This is a genomic window from Methylobacterium sp. E-005, assembly GCF_022829725.1.
Taxonomy (GTDB): Bacteria; Pseudomonadota; Alphaproteobacteria; order Rhizobiales; family Beijerinckiaceae; genus Methylobacterium.
The window spans coordinates 1-16,185 of record NZ_JAKSYG010000041.1; the positions used below are offsets into that span (position 1 = coordinate 1).

A 16,185-nucleotide genomic window follows, 5' to 3' on the forward strand; every position below is an offset into this window, starting at 1 on the left:
CCACGTCGATAGGCCGGGGGTGCAAGCGCGGCGACGCGTTGAGCCGACCGGTACTAATCGCCCGATTGGCTTGATCGCTCTCGTGATCCGTGTCCGGACTGGTTCGGCAGCCGCAAGGCTGGCGAAGCCAGAGACACACAGCATAAGAAGACCCGCAGCGTATCCGCTGCCTGCTTGCCGAACACAGCACTGGCCGTCGCAGCACCCTGCGCCGCCCGGTGCCAAACGAATTGCGATGCGCCGGTCTGGTGGCTCGAGCGGCGTGCCCAGAACCCGATCCCATCTCGAACTCGGCCGTTAAACACGCCAGCGCCCATGGTACTGTGTCTCAAGGCACGGGAGAGTCGGTCGCCGCCAGACCTGCCCATCGCAATCCATGCGTCGCTCGCCCAGAGACGGCGCGCTTCCCTCGACACGACACCGATCCGGCCCCGGAGCCATCGCCCGCGCGCACACCGCGTCGGCGCACCGGACCAGCCGCACACACTTGGCGCGGGGTGGAGCAGCCCGGTAGCTCGTCAGGCTCATAACCTGAAGGTCACAGGTTCAAATCCTGTCCCCGCAACCAAATCTCACGACACACAAGCAGAAAGCCCCCGTTCACCTGAACGGGGGCTTTCTGCTGTTCGGCCTCTGGACCTGTCGACAGGATCCTCTTGGCCGCGCCCCGATTCTTCGTTCGCGCGGCGTGCGGCGAAGGTGTCGTGGACCTGCCGCAATCGGCCTCGATAGCGTAGGGCCGCTGCGTGCGCGTCCGCCTTATCCAGGACAGCGCCGCCCTGACGTCGGAGGCCTCTGTATGCTGACTCGCCTTGCCCTGCCCGCCTTCGTCGCGGCCCTGCTGGCCGCCGGCCCGGCCGCGGCTCAGATGGCGCGCACGGAGAGCGCGAAGGAGGGGACGCCCAACAAGGTCGTGCCCCTCAGCAAGGCCGACGTGCAGCTCTCCTTCGCCCCCGTGGTGAAGCGGGCCGCGCCCTCGGTGGTCAACGTCTACGCCTCCCACGTGGACAAGCGCTCCAGCGCCCGCACCAGCGCCATGGAGGAATTCATGCGCCGCTTCTTCGGTGAGCCGGAGGGTGGCCGCGGGCCCCGGGGCGACCGGGCGCAGCGCTCCCTGGGTTCCGGCGTGCTGGTCGATGCCGACGGGCTCGTCATCACCAACAACCACGTCATCGACAACATGAACGAGGTGCGGATCGCGCTGGCCGACCGGCGCGAGTTCGAGGCCACGATCGTGATGCGCGACACCCGTACCGATCTCGCGGTGCTCAAGATCAAGGAGCCGTCGAAGGGCCTCGTGCCGATGCCGTTCGGCGATGCCGACGCCCTGGAGGTCGGCGACTTCGTGATGGCGATCGGCAACCCGTTCGGCGTCGGCCAGACGGTGACGCAGGGCATCGTCTCGGCCCTGGCGCGCACGCAGGTGGGCTCGGCCGATTACCAGTACTTCATCCAGACCGACGCGGCGATCAACCCGGGCAATTCCGGCGGCGCCCTGGTCGACCTGAAGGGGCAGTTGGTCGGCATCAACACCGCGATCTACTCGCAGTCGGGCGGCAGCCACGGCATCGGCTTCGCGATCCCCGTGGGCATGGTCAAGGCGGTGGTCGACGCGGCCCGCGAGGGGGCGAGCGTCGTGCGCCGGCCCTGGCTCGGGGCACGGATCCAGAGCGTCACCCCGGACATCGCCGACAGCATGGGCCTCGACCATCCGACCGGTGTGCTGGTCGCGAGCCTGCAGGCCAAGAGCCCGGCCGATGAGGCTGGCCTCAAGCGCGGCGACCTGATCCTCACGGTCGACGGCCAGGAGGTCGCCGACCCGGAGGCCTTCGGCTACCGCTTCGCCCTCAAGGGCGTCCAGGGGCAGACCCGGTTCGGCATCCTGCGCGGCACGAATCGGCAGACCGTAACCGTCAAGCTGTCACCCGCGCCGGAGACGCGCCCGCGGGACACGCTCAAGGTGAAGACCCGCTCGCCGTTCCTGGGGGCGACCCTCGTCAATACCTCGCCGGCGGTCGCCGAGGAGATGCAGGTCGATTTCCAGACGGACGGCGTGGTCGTGCAGGCGGTGGAGGAGAACTCCGTCGCGGCCCGGGTCGGGCTGCAGAAGGGCGACGTGATCGTGGCGGTCAACGGCGTGCCGATCGCGACCACCAAGGACCTCGACCGGGTCACCCGCAACAGCCTCAATTCCTGGGAGGTGGCGATCAACCGCAACGGCGAGGTCCTGACCTCGGTGTTCGGGGGCTAAGTCTGCCCGGTGCCCCCCTCCTGGGCCCATCCGGCCAGGGGCATCTCCGGCGTCACGCCATCTGGACGGCCGCCGCGAAGTCCTTGACCTCATGTCTCAGGCGGTCCGCCCCCTCGGACAGATGGCCGGCGGAGGCCAGCACCTGCCGTGCGGCCTGTCCGGTCGTGGTGGCGCCCGCAGAGATGACGGCGATGGACCCGCTGACCTGCTGGCTCCCCTGGACGGCCTGGAGGACACTTCGGGCGATGTCCCGCGTGGCCGCGCTCTGCGCCTCGACGGACGTGGCGATACCGGCGGCGATCAGGTTGATCTGCCCGATGATGACGGCGACCGTCTCGACGGCTGCGACACTCGTGCGTGTCTCCTGCTGGACGGACGCGATCTGCCGGCCGATGTCCTGGGTCGCCCTGGCGGTCTGATCGGCCAGGGTCTTCACCTCGCCCGCCACGACCGCGAAGCCCTTGCCGGCTGCGCCGGCCCGGGCCGCCTCGATGGTCGCGTTGAGGGCCAGCAGGTTGGTCTGGGACGCGATCGCGTCGATCAGCCGGACCACCGCGTCGATGCGCCCGGCGGCGGTCGAGAGGCGCTGCATCCGTTCATTGGTGTGCGCGGCCTCCTCCGACGCCTTGGCGGACAGGCTTGCGGCTTCGGCCACGCGGCAGCCGATCTCGGCGATGGAGGAGGACAGGTCCTCGGTGGCGGTCGCCACCGTCCGGACATGGGCCGAGGTCTGCTCGGCCGCGGCGGCGACCGCTGTCGCCCGCGCGGAGGCGTGCTCCGCCGCCGAGGACAGGGCGGACGCCGTCGTCTCCAGTTCGGTGCTCGTTCGTCCGACGGCCTCCAGCACATCCGAGACCTGGCCGTCGAAGGTCCGGGTCAGGCCTTCCAGGGCGGCGGCGCGCTGTTCCCGCGCCTGCAGACCGGAAAATTCGCTCAGCACGCCGATGACGTAGGCTCGACCCCGGATCGTCGTTGTGAAGAGCGTGACCGTGACAGGAACGGTCGCACCATCGAATCGACGATGGACCCATTCGAAACGGGCAAATCCGTCCCGGGATACCAGGTCGACCAGCTCTTTCTGCTTCTCGGCAGAGGTTTTTCCATCGGGTTGCACCGGCGGGGAGAGCGCGCTGGGCTGCGCATGCAGGATATCCTCCTTGCTGGCGGCGCCCAGCAACCTGACGGCAGCATCATTACAATCTACATATTTCCCCGTGTCGTCGATGACGGTAATACTATCCGGAGATTCATCAAATAACGACAAACACAAATCGATCTTGAAACTCGATCCGCCTCTTGCGAAAAGCAGTGCCATTTGACCCATCCCGTCAGTCACGCACATCATCGCGACCATACCTAGAGATGTTCCCGATCGTGTTGCAACAGGGAATGGCTCCCAGTCGTTGCCTCGACGTGCTCGCTTTCGCCGAACGAGCATTCACTTCGGTAGAGCGTGACTTGGCTCAAAACTGCATGATTCGACAAGTTTACGATTGAAATGTTGAAAGATAATTAGATTTTTACTGGCTAACATCTCAAATTTTTACGGCATATCCAGATTCTATGTCATGATATTTTGTCAGGGACCACGAGAAGAAGATCCGTCCCGCTCCAGGGCGCAACCGGGCCAGCGGCGCGGGCAGACCGCGTGGAAGGGCAGGAGCCAGGATGAAGGCGGTCCGAGGAATGCGCCCTCCTTTTCGGCACGCGCGGCCGGGATCCGCTTGCACCCGGCCCCGGCGCCGGTGTTGATGCGCGGATGTCCGATCTGTTCGCCTCCGCGGAGCCGCCCGCGATGCCGGATGCCGGCCGCTCATCCGGTGCCGAGGCCGCCCGGCCCCTGGCGGACCGGCTGCGCCCGCAGAGCCTGGCCGAGGTCGTCGGCCAGGAGCACCTGACCGGGGAGGGCGGGGCGCTCACCCGCCTCCTGCGCGGACGGACCCTCGGCTCTCTGATCTTCTGGGGACCGCCCGGCACCGGCAAGACCACGGTGGCGCGGCTGCTCGCCCAGGGCACCGACCTGCATTTCGAACAGATCTCGGCGATCTTTTCGGGCGTGCCCGACCTGCGCAAGGTGTTCGAGGCGGCGCGCAAGCGCCGGGCCGCCGGGCAGGCGACCCTGCTGTTCGTGGACGAGATCCACCGGTTCAACCGGGCGCAGCTCGACGCTTTCCTGCCGGTGATGGAGGATGGGACCGTCACGCTGGTGGGCGCCACCACCGAGAACCCCTCCTTCGAGCTGAACGCCGCGCTCCTGTCCCGGGCCCGGGTGCTGCTGTTCCGGGCCCTCGACCCGGGGGCGATCGCCCGGCTGCTGGTCCGGGCCGAGGCGCTGACCGGTCAGGCGCTGCCGCTCACCGAGGAGGCACGCGGCGTGCTGGTGCGGATGGCCGACGGCGACGGCCGGGCGGCCCTGACCCTGGCCGAGGAGGTCTGGCGCTCGGCCGGCCCCGGCGAGATCCTCGACGCGGACGCGTTGCAGACCATCGTGCAGCGGCGGGCGCCGATCTACGACAAGGCGCAGGAGGGGCACTACAACCTGATCTCGGCGCTGCATAAGACCGTGCGCGGCTCGGATCCGGACGCGGCGCTCTACTATCTCTGCCGGATGCTCGATGCCGGCGAGGACCGGCTGTTCATCGCCCGCCGGCTGGTGCGGATGGCGGTGGAGGATATCGGGCTCGCCGACCCGCAGGCCCTGGTGGTGGCCAACGCCGCCAAGGACGCGTTCGACTTCCTCGGCAGCCCGGAGGGCGAGCTGGCGCTGGCCCAGGCGGCGATCTACCTCGCCTGCGCACCGAAATCGAACGCCGTCTATACCGCCTACAAGGCCGCGACGCGCCTCGCCAAGGAGGCCGGCTCCCTGCCGCCGCCGCGGACCATCCTCAACGCGCCGACCAAGCTGATGAAGCGGATCGGCTACGGCGAGGGCTACCGCTACGACCACGACGAGCCCGACGCCTTCTCGGGCCAGGATTACTGGCCCGACGCCCTGGGGCAGCAGCACCTCTATCAGCCGAGCGAACGGGGCTACGAGAGCCGCATCGGCGAGCGGCTCGACCGGTGGGAGACTTTGCGGAAGGAGCGGCGCGGGGAGGGATAAGGCGGCTTCACAGATCCAGCGGCGCGTTGTCGATCACCTCCTTCATGACGAAAAAGGTCCGGGTCTGGCGGACCCCGGGCAGGCCGATCAGCGTGGCGCTGTGGAGGCGGTTGAAGTCGGCCATGTCGGAGACCCGGATCTTCAGCATGTAGTCGAAGTCGCCGGCCACGAGATGACAATCGAGGAGCACGGGGATCGCCCGCACGGCGGCCTCGAACTCCGAAAAGCTTTCCGGCGTCGAACGGTCGAGCACGACGCCGACGAAGACCAGGGTGCCGCGTCCGACGCGGGCCGGGTCGATCAGTGCCCGTACCGCCCGCACGAACCCCTCCGCGAACAGCCGTTGAATTCGGCGGTGGCAGGTGGCCGCGCTGGTACCGGCGCGCTCGGCGATCTCGGCATTGGCCATGCGCCCATCGCCCTGCAGCAACCGCAGGATCCTGTAATCGATCCGGTCGAGCCCTTCGGACATGGTGGGTTCTTTCAGAACGCGCTCACAATCCGGGATTATTTTTAGCGGAAAGGCCTGGATCTGCAACGCGTCGGCCTGCCGCGCGGAAAGTTCGAGAGCACCTTTCATCGGGGATCGGGTAGATTTCCCCTGTGCCTCGAAGACCGGGCCGGCCCGCAGCCCGGATCCCTCGGGGCCTCGCTTCGACGCGTCCGGGCCGGACGGAGACCGCCCCTGCCCCCGGCCGCGACCCGAGACCCGGAGAGACCCGATGCTGGACAAATTCGAGCGCTATCCCCTGACCTTCGGCCCGACGCCGATCGAGCCGCTGAAGCGCCTGACCGCCCATCTCGGCGGCGAGGTCGAGCTCTACGCCAAGCGCGAGGATTGCAATTCGGGTCTCGCCTATGGCGGCAACAAGCTGCGCAAGCTCGAATATATCGTGCCGGATGCCATCGCGAGCGGGGCCGACACGCTGGTGTCGATCGGCGGCGTGCAGTCGAACCACACCCGCATGGTCGCCGCGGTCGCCGCGAAGATCGGGATGAAGTGCCGGCTGATCCAGGAGGCCTGGGTCCCCCACGAGGACGCGGTCTACGACCGGGTCGGCAACATCCTCCTGTCGCGGATCATGGGCGCGCAGACGCAGCTCGTGGATGACGGCTTCGATATCGGCATCCGCGATTCGTGGAAGCGGGCGCTGGCCGAGGTCGACGCCGAGGGCGGCAAGCCCTACGCGATCCCGGCCGGCGCCTCGGTGCACAAGTATGGCGGGCTCGGCTATGTCGGCTTCGCCGAGGAGGTTCGGAAGCAGGAGGCCGAGATGGGCCTGCACTTCGACTACATCGTGGTCTGCACCGTCACGGGCTCGACCCATGCCGGCATGCTGGTGGGCTTCTCCGCCGACGGGCGCGCCCGCAACGTCATCGGCATCGATGCCTCCTGCACCCCGGCCCAGACCAAGGCCCAGGTCCTCGACATCGCCCAGAACACCGCAGCGCTGGTCGGCGCGGGCGACATCGTGGCCGACGACGTGGTGCTCAACGAGGATTACGCCTACCCGGTCTATGGCGTGCCCTCCCAGGAGACCGTGGAGGCGATCCGGCTCTCGGCCCGGCTCGAGGGGATGATCACCGACCCGGTCTACGAGGGGAAGTCGATGCAGGGCATGATCGACCTCGTGAAGACGGGCTTCTTCCCGAAGGGCTCGAAGGTGCTCTACGCCCATCTCGGCGGCGCCCCGGCGCTCAACGGCTACAGCTACACCTTCCGCAACGGCTGAGGCGGGGCGAACGGACCTCCCATCCCACCCCGGATCCTGAACACAGGATCCGGCTCCGGTCGGGAGCTGCGCCTCCGGCGTGTGGTCCCCTATATGGCGGCGCTGGACCACACCGGAGAGGGCAGGGATGATCGCACCGGCACGCGCACTGCTCCTGGCCGCCCTGCTCGCGCTCGGCGCGCCCCCGGCCCGGGCCGCCTCGGGGCCGGCCGTGGAGGGCGAGAACGGGATGGTGGTCTCGTCCCAGCGCCTCGCCTCGCAGGTGGGCGCCGATATCCTGAAGGCCGGCGGCAATGCCGTCGATGCCGCGGTGGCGGTGGCCTATGCCGAGGCGGTGGTGAACCCGTGCTGCGGCAATCTCGGCGGCGGCGGCTTCCTGGTGCTGCACGCGGCCGACGGCCGGAGCCGCTTCATCAACTTCCGCGAGACCGCCCCGGCGGCGGCCACCCGGGACATGTACCTCGACGCTGCCGGGAACGTCGTGAAGGGCGCGAGCCTGCGCGGCTGGAAGGCGGCCGGCGTGCCGGGGACCGTGCTCGGGCTGAACACGGCGCTGGCCCAGTACGGGACGCTGCCGCTCGCGCAGGTGATGGCGCCGGCGATCGCGCTCGCCCGGGACGGGTTCGTGCTGACCCGGGGCGACACCGACATCCTCGAATCCGGCACCAAGCTGTTCGCCGGCCAAGCCAACGTCGCCCGCATCTTCCTGCGCCCGGACGGCAGCCCCTGGCGGCCCGGCGACCGGCTGGTCCAGGCGGACCTCGCCCGCACGCTTCAGGCCATCGCCGCGCGCGGCGCGGACGCGTTCTACAAGGGCGCGATCCCGGAGGCGGTGGAGGCGGCCTCCCGGGCGGGGGGCGGCCTGCTCACGGCGGCCGATTTCGCGGCCTACACGGTGACCGAGTCGGAGCCGCTGACCTGCCGCTACCGGGGCGCGACGATCCTGTCGGCGCCCCCACCCTCCTCCGGCGGCGTCACGCTCTGCGAGATCCTCGGCATCCTCGACGGCTACGACCTGCGGGCGGCCGGGTTCAATTCCGCCCGGAGCGTGCACCTGATGGTCGAGGCGATGCGGCGTGCCTATGCCGACCGCAACCTGCTGCTCGGCGATCCGGCCTTCGTGGCGAACCCGGTCGCCCAGCTCCTGTCGCCCACCTACCTCGACAAGCTCCGGACCTCGATCCGGCCGGACCGGGCGACCCCATCGGCCGAGATCCGCCCGGATCCGGGCCTGGAGACCCACGAGCGGGCCGAGACCACCCACATCTCGGTGATGGACCGGGCCGGCAACGCCGCCTCGCTGACCTACACGATCAACGGCTATTTCGGCGCCGGGGTGATCGCGGGCGACACGGGGTTCTTCCTCAACGACGAGATGGACGACTTCACGGTCAAGACCGGCGTGCCGAACCTGTTCGGCCTCGTGCAGGGCACCAAGAACGCGATCCAGCCGGGCAAGCGTCCGCTCTCCTCGATGGCGCCCACGATCGTGCTGCGCGACGGCAAGGTCGCGCTGGTGGCGGGCTCGCCGGGGGGCTCGCGGATCATCACGATCAACGCGCAGACGCTGATCAACATGCTCGACTTCGGCATGGAACCGCAGGAGGCGGTGGACGCCCCGCGCATCCACCACCAATGGCTGCCCGACACCGTCTATGCCGAGCCCTTCGCGCTCTCGGCTGACACGAAGGCGATCCTGCGCGACATGGGCCACACGATCGTCGCGCAGAAGCCCTGGGGCGCGGAGGAGCTGATCGCGGTGCGCGCCGCCGCGCCCGACGCCCCGGAGGCGGCCTCCTCGGGCAACGACGCCTCGCGCACGGAGCGCATGCGCCCGGGCCTGCTCTACGGCGCCAACGACAACCGGAGGCCGGCCGGGGCTGCGATCGGCGAGTAACGGGATCCCAAAGGGCTCAGCCCTTTGGCGGGGTTCGGGGGCGGAGCCCCTGAAACATCAGGGCTCCGCCCTGGACCCGCAAAAGGTCAACGACCTTTTGAAACCGGGACTTTTCAGCCCTGCCCGGCTTCGCGCGCCACGGCCCGATAGCCGATGTCACGCCGACAGAACCCTTCGGGCCAGTCGAGCCGCGCCACCGCGGCGTAGGCGCGATCCTTGGCATCCGTGACGCTGTCGCCCAGCGCCGTGATTGCCAGGACCCGGCCGCCATCGGCGAGCAGCTGCCCGCCCTCGGACCGGGTGCCGGCCTGGAACACGAACACACCGTCGCCCTCGGCCGCCTCGACGCCCCGGATCACCGAGCCGCGCACTACGGCCCCGGGATAGCCGGCCGCCGCCATCACCACGGTGAGGGCGGCGCGATGAGCGTCGAATTCGAGGGTCACGCCGGAGAGGTCACCGTCGCAGGCCGAGAGCAGGGCCGGGACGAGGTCGGACGAGAGCCGCGGCATCAGCACCTGCGCCTCGGGATCGCCGAAGCGGGTGTTGTACTCGATGAGCTTCGGGCCGTCGGCGGTGAGCATCAGGCCGGCATACAGGATGCCGGTGAACGGGCAGCCGCGCGCCCGCATCCCGGCCAAGGTGGGGGCGATGATCTCCGCCATGACCCGGGCCTCGATCTCCGGGGTGACGACCCGGGCCGGGGAATAGGCGCCCATGCCGCCGGTGTTGGGGCCGCGGTCGCCGTCGAACACGCGCTTGTGGTCCTGCGCGGTGCCGAGCGAAATGGCGCGCGTCCCGTCGCACAGGGCGAAAAAACTCGCCTCCTCGCCGAACAGGCATTCCTCGACCACCACCTCGGCGCCGGGCTCGGCGAAAAGGGCGGTGAGCGCGTCCTCGGCCTGATCCACGGTCTCGGCGACCGTGACGCCCTTGCCGGCGGCGAGCCCGTCGGCCTTCACGACGATCGGGGCGCCCTGCTGCCGGACATAGGCCAGCGCCGGCTCCAATGCGGTGAAGCGCGCGAAGGCGGCGGTGGGAATGTTGCAGGCGGCGCAGAGGTCCTTGGTGAAGCCCTTCGAGCCCTCGAGCCGGGCGGCGTCGCGGGTCGGGCCGAAGGCGCGGATTCCGGCCGCCTTCAGGTCGTCGACCAGACCGGCGACCAGGGGCGCCTCGGGGCCGACCACCACGAGGCCGATCGATTCCGCCGCGCAGAAGGCCGCCACCGCGGCGTGGTCCGTGACCGTCAGGTCGGGCCGGTTGGTGCCGTGCCGGGCGGTGCCGGGATTGCCGGGCGCCGTGAACAGCCGGGTGCAGAGGGGGCTCTGGGCCAGTCGCCAGGCGAGGGCGTGCTCGCGGCCGCCCGAACCGATCAGCAGGATATTCATGCGTCCGCCACCATGAACCCAGGTTCTGGGCGAAACCTGCTGGCGGGGAAAGGTTTTTTTCGGGCTTTCCCCGCTTCACGCAGCTATCCCGGCCGCTCAGCAGCCGGTGCACACGCTCGTGTTGATGCCGCCGCCGCGCCGGACGAAGCCGCGGGCGCCGCCGGGGTGACCAGCTTGGTGACCGACATGGCGCCCGAGTGCGTGCCCGCCGTAGAGGCCCCGATAGGGCAGGACCGGCCCGAAGGACTCGAACTGGACGTTGCGCTGGATCGACTGGTTCAGCGTGTTGTAATCCGTGACCCGCTGCTGGTTGAGGGTGCGGATCTGGCTCTGCAGGGCGAACGAGGCGTTGGCCGCGTCCGGATTGTTCTGCTGCACCTGCGCCCGGGCGGCGCCCGCCGGGAGGGCGAGCGCCAGGGCGAGGAGCGCGCGGGATGCGGCGCGCATGGGGCTCTCCGTGACTGGAGCGAGACGTCTACACGGTCGACGTCTCGAAGACGCGCCAAGTTCCGGGCCGCGTCAACCGGGCACAACCGGTGATTTGGTCTGCGGCAGGGCCTCGACCTGCTTCGGATCGAGCCCGGTATGGGCCTCCACCAGGGGGTGCGGGGTCAGCGCCAGCCACTGGGTCAGCGAGATGTCGGCGTAGCGCGGGCTCTTGAACATCTCCAGGAAGGTCAACACCGTGTCGCCGGTGTTCTCGATGTAGTGGCCCATGGCGAAGGGCACGTAGCCGACGTCACCGGCCTGATAGTCGAAGGTGCGCGCCTTCGACTCGGAGCCGAACACCGTCATCCGGCCCTTGCCCGAGAGGTAGTACTGCCACTCGTCGCCGTTGGGATGCCAGTGCAGCTCGCGCAGCCCCCCGGGCTCGACCTCGACCAGGGCCGCCGCGATGGTCACCGAGGCCGGGAACACCGTGGAATCGGTGATGCGCACGCTGCCGCCCTTGGTGCGGATCGGCTCCTGCGCCAGCATCCGGTGGCTGAATGTTTTTGGAATCTCACCGGCGCCGCCCATCTTGTCGGCCGCGAGCGGTCCCGGATTCGGGCCGGGGAAGATGTAAAGCTCCTTCTGGGGAACCTTGGCGAAGGCGCTCTCGGGCAAGCCGAAATTCTTGGCCAGGATATCGGTCGGCGTGTGCGCCAGCCAGTCGGTCAGCAGGAAGGTGGAATCCTCCGAGAAGGCGCCGTCGTCGAACACCAGCAGGAACTCGCAGCCATCGACCCCGTCGGCGGACAGCCCCTGGATCGAGTGCGGGATGCCGCCCGGAAAGTACCAGAGATCGCCTTCGCCGACATCGTCCGCGAAGGTGCGCCCGTCCTGATCGACCGCGGTGATCCGGGCCTTGCCCTTGATCATGTAGGCCCACTCGGATTCCTTGTGCCAGTGCATCTCGCGCACCACGCCGGCCTTGAGCCGCATGTTGACCCCGGCCATGGCCTTCGAGACCGGCAGCTCGCGGATCGTGGTCTGGCGCGCCCAGCCGCCCTTTTCCAGCCGCATGTGGCTGTCGGCGAACGACCATTTCAGGTTGGGCATCGTGCCATGGTCGGTGGCGGGCGGGGCCAGGGTGAAGGGCTCCTCGCCGGCCCGCGGCGGGTTGCGCGGCCCGAGGATGTCGGCGCCCTTGTCGCCGCGCTCGGGCACGGGGGCAGACGGGCCGGCGGATTGCGCCATCGCGGGGGACGCCATCATCGCGCCCCCGGCCGCCGCGATGATGGCGCGCCTGGAAATCTCGGTCATTGTCGCTCGAATCCCGCTCTCTGGCTGGGTAACCGGGCGCGGGACGGGAGGATCCGGCCCGGATCGTGCAGTGCGGCATCTCGCCCGGACCCGGTCCGCGGATTATGTATTGGATACAGGACCGGGCGCGTCCCGGGCGGGCAGCGGGCCCGCGATGCGGCGCAGCGCGCCCGAGGGCAGGATGGCGGACCGGGACAACTCAGCCGCAGACCACGCCGGCCGGCCCGCACGAAGCGGGCGCGTCTGGCTCGCCGTACTGGTGCTGGCCGGCGCGGGTCTCCTCGGATACCGCCTCTGGCCGGACGCGTCCCGGGCCGCCAGCCCGCCGCACGCCCCCGCGGCGAAGCCGCCCGCCGTGCGGGTGGCCAGGGCCATGCAGGCCTCCGGGCCCCTGAGCCTCACCCAGACCGGCACGACCCAGGCCTTCGACACGGCCAATCTCTACCCGCGGGCGACCGGCTACATCGTCGAGCGCAGCGTCGATATCGGCTCGCAGGTGAAGCAGGGCGACCTGCTGTTCCGGATCAGCGCCCCCGACCTCGACCAGCAGCTCGTCCAGGCCCAGGCTCAGGTGGTCCAGCTCCAGGCGGCGCTGATCCAGGCCCGCGCGATGGTCGATCAGGCCGAAGCCAACCGCCATCTCGCGGACGCGAACAACCGGCGGACCTCGACGCTGGCCGGCACCGGGGTCGAGACCCGGCAGAACGCCGATACGTCGCAGGCCGGGGTGCTGACGCAGACCGCCAATGTCGACGCCGCCAAGGCCGCCGTGAAGGTCGCCGAGGCCAACATCGCCGCCCAGGAGGCGCAGGTCAGCCGGCTCAAGGTCCTGACCAGCTTCGAGGAGATCCGCGCGCCCTTCGACGGGGTGGTAACGGCGCGCAACAACGATGTCGGCGACGCGGTCACGGCGGACACCAACACGGGGGCGCCGCTGCTGACGCTGAACCGGGACGACGTGCTGCGCATGGCGGTGAACGTGCCGCTCTACGCGGCCGACGGCGTCCGCGACGGGCTCGACGCGCGGATCGAGGTGGCGCAGATCCCCGGAAAGATCTTCCCCGGAAAAGTCTCGCGCTCGTCGACGACGCTGCTGTCCTCCGCGCGCACCCTGGTCACGCAGGTCGACATCCCCAATCCCGACGGCGCGCTCCGACCGGGCCTCTACATCACCCTCACGCTGGAGATCCCGCGGGTCGCGCCGGCCGTGAGCGTGCCGAGCGACGCCCTGATCTTCGACCAGCACGGGACCCGCGTGGCCACGGTCGAGACGGGGGCGGACGGGAGAACCGTGGCGCGGCTGCGCCCGGTGACGATCTTCCGCCAGACCCGGACGGCGCTGGAATTGCGCTCGGGCCTGACCGGAGACGAGCGCGTGGTGGTGGGGCCGCCGGCCTCCCTGCGCGACGGCGACCGGGTCACGCCGCAGCCCGAGGGCAAGGCGGGGGCGTGAGCGGACGTTCCATCAGGGCTCTGCCCTGATCACCCGCCAAAGGGCTGACGCCCTTTGGAAACCCGTTTCGGGCACGCGACACGGCTCCCCTAAGCAGGTTTCGCGAAAGTGGCCACCGGTTTTGCGACGAAAACCTGCGACCTACCAAGGACCTAAGCAGACGAAGCGTTGGCCTGCCACCGCAAGTCTGCTTAGCGCACGGGATCCAGCCGCGCCCGGCTGTCGGTGCGGGCGAGGCGGGCCAGCAGGTACTCGACCTCGGCCTTGGCCTGCGCGGTGAGCGCCTGCGAGGGCTTGCGCTGCGCGTCGGAGGCGAAGATCCCGCGGCGCTGGAACACGTATTTGCGCACCGCCAGACCCAGCGGACCCTGCTGCTGCTCGTAGCGGAGATAGGGCAGGTGGGCGTCGAACAGGTCGTGGGCGGCGTCCCGCTCGCCGGCCCGGCCGAGGCGGACCACGTCGACCAGCATCTCCGGGAAGGCGTAGCCGGTATTGGCCCCGTCGGCGCCGCGCTCGGTCTCGAAATCGAGGAACAGGCCGCCATTGCCGACCAAGATGCTGATGTGGCGCATCGAGCCGTCCGCCTCGAAGCCGCGCAGCGTCGAGATCTTCTCCAGGCCCGGCCAGTCCTCGTGCTTGAGCATCACGCAGGAGGGGTTCTCGGACACGATCCGGCGGATCACGCCGGGGGTCATCTGCACCGAGAAGGTGAGGGGATAATCCTGGAGCACGAAGGGCACATCCGGGCCCACGGCCTCGGCGGCATTCCGAAAATAGCCAGCCACCTGATCGTCGGTGCGCAGGGTGTTGGGCGGGGCGATCATCACGCCGGCGGCGCCGAGTTCCATCACCTCGCGGGCGAGGGACCGCATGGCGGCGAAGCCCGGCGCCGTGACGCCGACGATCACCGGCAGCTGCGTGCGCCCGAGGACGCGCTTGGCCACCGCGATCCCCTCCGCATGGTCGAGCTTGCCGGCCTCGCCGAGCTGACCCAGGATCGTCAGGCCGTCGACGCCGGCTGCGCCGAAGAAATCCGTCATCCGGTCGAGGGAGGCCTCGTCGATCCGGCCATCCGGATGGAACGGCGTCGGGACGATCGGCACGACGCCGCGAATGTCGCTGGTGAGGGGCATGCCGGTCTCTTCCTCCGTCGCAGGATGCTGCGGGCGGGGACCATAGGCCCGGATCGGCGGAAAATCTTTAGCCTGTCCTAACGAGAGCGGCGCCCGGGACGGGATCGCGAGGACCCGCGCCAAGCCCTTTGCGAGCCGGGCCATCGCGCAAGGCCGGGGGAGGCGACCGGCAGCCATCGGACGCCGGGCTTTGCCGGGTGCGCCTCTGGCGTGCCGCAACGTTCGGGACAAATCTCCCCGGGCCTCGCGGACTCCGCGGCGCCGGGAGGCCGAACGCGCCGGCCGCGCGCAGAGGCGGGCAGGCGCATCGTTCCAGGACCGTCCTACTCCATCGTCGGCGCGAGCTTCTTCACGCTTGCCACGTCGTCGCCCAGCCACGCCGCGTTCTTGGCGGTGCCGTCGAAGGTCGCGCTCGTCTTGAACAGCTCGTACTTGCCCTCCAGCGCGTAGGGCTTGGCGCGCGACAGCAGCTCGGCCACCGTCGCCTTGTCCATCGGCTTGAAGGTCTTCACCGCCTCGAAGGCCTGATCGAGGTCGCGCTGGTTCTGGATGCCGGTGATCACCACCGAGACCGGCAGGTTCAGCGAGAAGTGCAGATACTCGATCGGCTTGATCGGCGCATCCGCCTTCAGGATCACCCCGTCGCCGAAGGTCTTCATGGCGAGCGGCGCGATGCCGTTCTGCACGAGATACGGCAGCACAAGGTGGCTGAACGAGCGGAACTGCGCGTCCATCACGTTGATGGGCATCTGCACGGAATCGAAGTGGAAGCCGCGCTCGGCCGCCACCTCCAGCATCTGCAGGTGGATGCGCGGGTCCTTGTGGCCGGTGAAGCCGATATAGCGCAGCTTGCCCTGCTTCTTCGCTTCGAGAAACCCCTCCATGGCGCCGCCCTCGGCGAAGACCCGGTCGGGATCGTCGTAGCGCAGGATCTCGTGATGCTGGACGAGGTCGATCCGGTCGGTGCGCAGGCGCAGGAGCGACTGGTCGATCTGCTTGATCGCCTCCGCCTTGGTCCGCCCGTCCATCTTGGACATCAGGAAGACCTTGTCGCGGTAGCCGTCCTGGGCCAGGGCCGCGCCCATGCGCAGCTCGGAGCGCCCGTCGTTGTAGTCCCAGCAATTGTCCATGAAGGTGATGCCGCGGTCGATCCCGGCATGGAACAGCCGCGTCGCCTCGTCGTCGGTCACGGCGCTCTTGCCGAGATGGAACCCGCCCATGCCGATCGCCGAGATTTTTTCGGAGGTTTTCCCGAACGACCGATAGAGCATCTCGCCCCGGCGCTCGCCGGGATCGGTGACGAAGGGCAGATCCGCCGGATCCTGCGGGCGGGTGTTGGGAAGGCCCGTGGCGCTCACGGCCGCACCTGCGCTGCCGGCGCCCGCGAGGCTTGCGCCCGAAAGGCCTGCGCCGAGCACGGCGCCCTGTAGGAAGCTGCGGCGTTCCATCGGCTGTCTCCGTTCGAGAATGGTCGGGTGAGG

Annotated in this window: 12 protein-coding genes, 1 tRNA gene and 2 rRNA genes; 8 read left to right on the top strand and 7 right to left on the bottom strand. The window is 69.4% G+C overall.

Annotated elements, in window-relative coordinates:
* The 4 genes from MKK88_RS03560 to MKK88_RS03575 form a co-directional block, all read left to right on the top strand.
* Positions 1-78, top strand: a 23S ribosomal RNA gene (locus tag MKK88_RS03560); the annotation flags it as partial.
* 166 nt (positions 79-244) lie between these two features.
* A 5S ribosomal RNA gene (gene rrf, locus MKK88_RS03565) occupies positions 245-360 on the top strand.
* A 131-nt stretch (positions 361-491) separates the two neighbouring features.
* A tRNA-Met gene (locus MKK88_RS03570) sits at positions 492-568 on the top strand.
* A gap of 231 nt (positions 569-799) precedes the next feature.
* Positions 800-2,251 (top strand): Do family serine endopeptidase, encoded by a 1,452-nt coding sequence (locus tag MKK88_RS03575; RefSeq protein ID WP_243997224.1) that lies wholly within the window; start codon positions 800-802, stop codon positions 2,249-2,251.
* A 52-nt stretch (positions 2,252-2,303) separates the two neighbouring features.
* On the opposite strand, the gene MKK88_RS03580 is transcribed toward MKK88_RS03575, so the two are convergent.
* Positions 2,304-3,605, bottom strand: a complete 1,302-nt coding sequence (locus MKK88_RS03580; RefSeq protein WP_243997225.1) for a methyl-accepting chemotaxis protein — start codon at positions 3,603-3,605, stop codon at positions 2,304-2,306.
* 405 nt (positions 3,606-4,010) lie between these two features.
* Here MKK88_RS03580 and MKK88_RS03585 point away from each other — a divergent pair, with 405 nt between their 5' ends.
* Entirely contained in the window at positions 4,011-5,354 is a 1,344-nt protein-coding gene (locus MKK88_RS03585; protein ID WP_243997226.1) for a replication-associated recombination protein A, read from the top strand.
* Between the two features lie 7 nt (positions 5,355-5,361).
* Here the strand turns inward: MKK88_RS03585 and MKK88_RS03590 are convergent, their stop codons facing one another.
* The gene (locus MKK88_RS03590; protein WP_243997227.1) at positions 5,362-5,826 is read right to left on the bottom strand and encodes an Lrp/AsnC family transcriptional regulator; all 465 of its coding nucleotides are present in this window, start codon (positions 5,824-5,826) and stop codon (positions 5,362-5,364) included.
* A gap of 250 nt (positions 5,827-6,076) precedes the next feature.
* Between MKK88_RS03590 and MKK88_RS03595 the strand changes: the two genes are divergently transcribed.
* Together MKK88_RS03595 and ggt are read left to right on the top strand one after the other, a co-directional pair.
* Positions 6,077-7,087: a 1-aminocyclopropane-1-carboxylate deaminase gene (locus tag MKK88_RS03595; RefSeq protein WP_243997228.1), complete on the top strand. Its 1,011-nt coding sequence runs from the start codon at positions 6,077-6,079 to the stop codon at positions 7,085-7,087.
* A 127-nt stretch (positions 7,088-7,214) separates the two neighbouring features.
* Entirely contained in the window at positions 7,215-8,984 is a 1,770-nt protein-coding gene (gene ggt / locus MKK88_RS03600) for a gamma-glutamyltransferase (RefSeq protein ID WP_243997229.1), read from the top strand.
* Between the two features lie 113 nt (positions 8,985-9,097).
* Here ggt and purD read toward each other — a convergent pair whose 3' ends face one another.
* From purD to MKK88_RS03615, 3 genes are all read right to left on the bottom strand, one after another.
* Positions 9,098-10,372, bottom strand: coding sequence for a phosphoribosylamine--glycine ligase (gene purD, locus MKK88_RS03605; RefSeq protein ID WP_243997230.1), 1,275 nt, complete (start codon positions 10,370-10,372; stop codon positions 9,098-9,100).
* A 96-nt stretch (positions 10,373-10,468) separates the two neighbouring features.
* Positions 10,469-10,819 carry a hypothetical protein gene (locus tag MKK88_RS03610; protein ID WP_243997231.1) on the bottom strand — a complete coding sequence of 117 codons (351 nt, stop codon included), beginning with the start codon at positions 10,817-10,819 and terminating at the stop codon, positions 10,469-10,471.
* Positions 10,820-10,891: 72 nt separating this feature from the next.
* Positions 10,892-12,118 (bottom strand): oxalate decarboxylase family bicupin, encoded by a 1,227-nt coding sequence (locus MKK88_RS03615; protein WP_279602060.1) that lies wholly within the window; start codon positions 12,116-12,118, stop codon positions 10,892-10,894.
* Positions 12,119-12,299: 181 nt separating this feature from the next.
* Between MKK88_RS03615 and MKK88_RS03620 the strand changes: the two genes are divergently transcribed.
* Positions 12,300-13,571 (top strand): efflux RND transporter periplasmic adaptor subunit, encoded by a 1,272-nt coding sequence (locus MKK88_RS03620; protein WP_243997232.1) that lies wholly within the window; start codon positions 12,300-12,302, stop codon positions 13,569-13,571.
* A 191-nt stretch (positions 13,572-13,762) separates the two neighbouring features.
* On the opposite strand, the gene MKK88_RS03625 is transcribed toward MKK88_RS03620, so the two are convergent.
* Positions 13,763-14,704 carry a dihydrodipicolinate synthase family protein gene (locus tag MKK88_RS03625; RefSeq protein WP_243997233.1) on the bottom strand — a complete coding sequence of 314 codons (942 nt, stop codon included), beginning with the start codon at positions 14,702-14,704 and terminating at the stop codon, positions 13,763-13,765.
* A gap of 323 nt (positions 14,705-15,027) precedes the next feature.
* On the bottom strand, positions 15,028-16,152 hold the full coding sequence (locus MKK88_RS03630) for an aldo/keto reductase (protein ID WP_243997234.1): 1,125 nt from the start codon (positions 16,150-16,152) through the stop codon (positions 15,028-15,030).
* Positions 16,153-16,185: the final 33 nt, after the last annotated feature.

Coding starts and splice junctions, on each gene's coding strand:
- MKK88_RS03575 (WP_243997224.1), top strand. CDS start 800: ATGCTGACTCGCCTTGCCCTGCCCGCCTTCGTCGCGGCCCTGCTGGCC.
- MKK88_RS03580 (WP_243997225.1), bottom strand. CDS start 3,605: ATGGTCGCGATGATGTGCGTGACTGACGGGATGGGTCAAATGGCACTG.
- MKK88_RS03585 (WP_243997226.1), top strand. CDS start 4,011: ATGTCCGATCTGTTCGCCTCCGCGGAGCCGCCCGCGATGCCGGATGCC.
- MKK88_RS03590 (WP_243997227.1), bottom strand. CDS start 5,826: ATGTCCGAAGGGCTCGACCGGATCGATTACAGGATCCTGCGGTTGCTG.
- MKK88_RS03595 (WP_243997228.1), top strand. CDS start 6,077: ATGCTGGACAAATTCGAGCGCTATCCCCTGACCTTCGGCCCGACGCCG.
- ggt (WP_243997229.1), top strand. CDS start 7,215: ATGATCGCACCGGCACGCGCACTGCTCCTGGCCGCCCTGCTCGCGCTC.
- purD (WP_243997230.1), bottom strand. CDS start 10,372: ATGAATATCCTGCTGATCGGTTCGGGCGGCCGCGAGCACGCCCTCGCC.
- MKK88_RS03610 (WP_243997231.1), bottom strand. CDS start 10,819: ATGCGCGCCGCATCCCGCGCGCTCCTCGCCCTGGCGCTCGCCCTCCCG.
- MKK88_RS03615 (WP_279602060.1), bottom strand. CDS start 12,118: ATGACCGAGATTTCCAGGCGCGCCATCATCGCGGCGGCCGGGGGCGCG.
- MKK88_RS03620 (WP_243997232.1), top strand. CDS start 12,300: ATGGCGGACCGGGACAACTCAGCCGCAGACCACGCCGGCCGGCCCGCA.
- MKK88_RS03625 (WP_243997233.1), bottom strand. CDS start 14,704: ATGCCCCTCACCAGCGACATTCGCGGCGTCGTGCCGATCGTCCCGACG.
- MKK88_RS03630 (WP_243997234.1), bottom strand. CDS start 16,152: ATGGAACGCCGCAGCTTCCTACAGGGCGCCGTGCTCGGCGCAGGCCTT.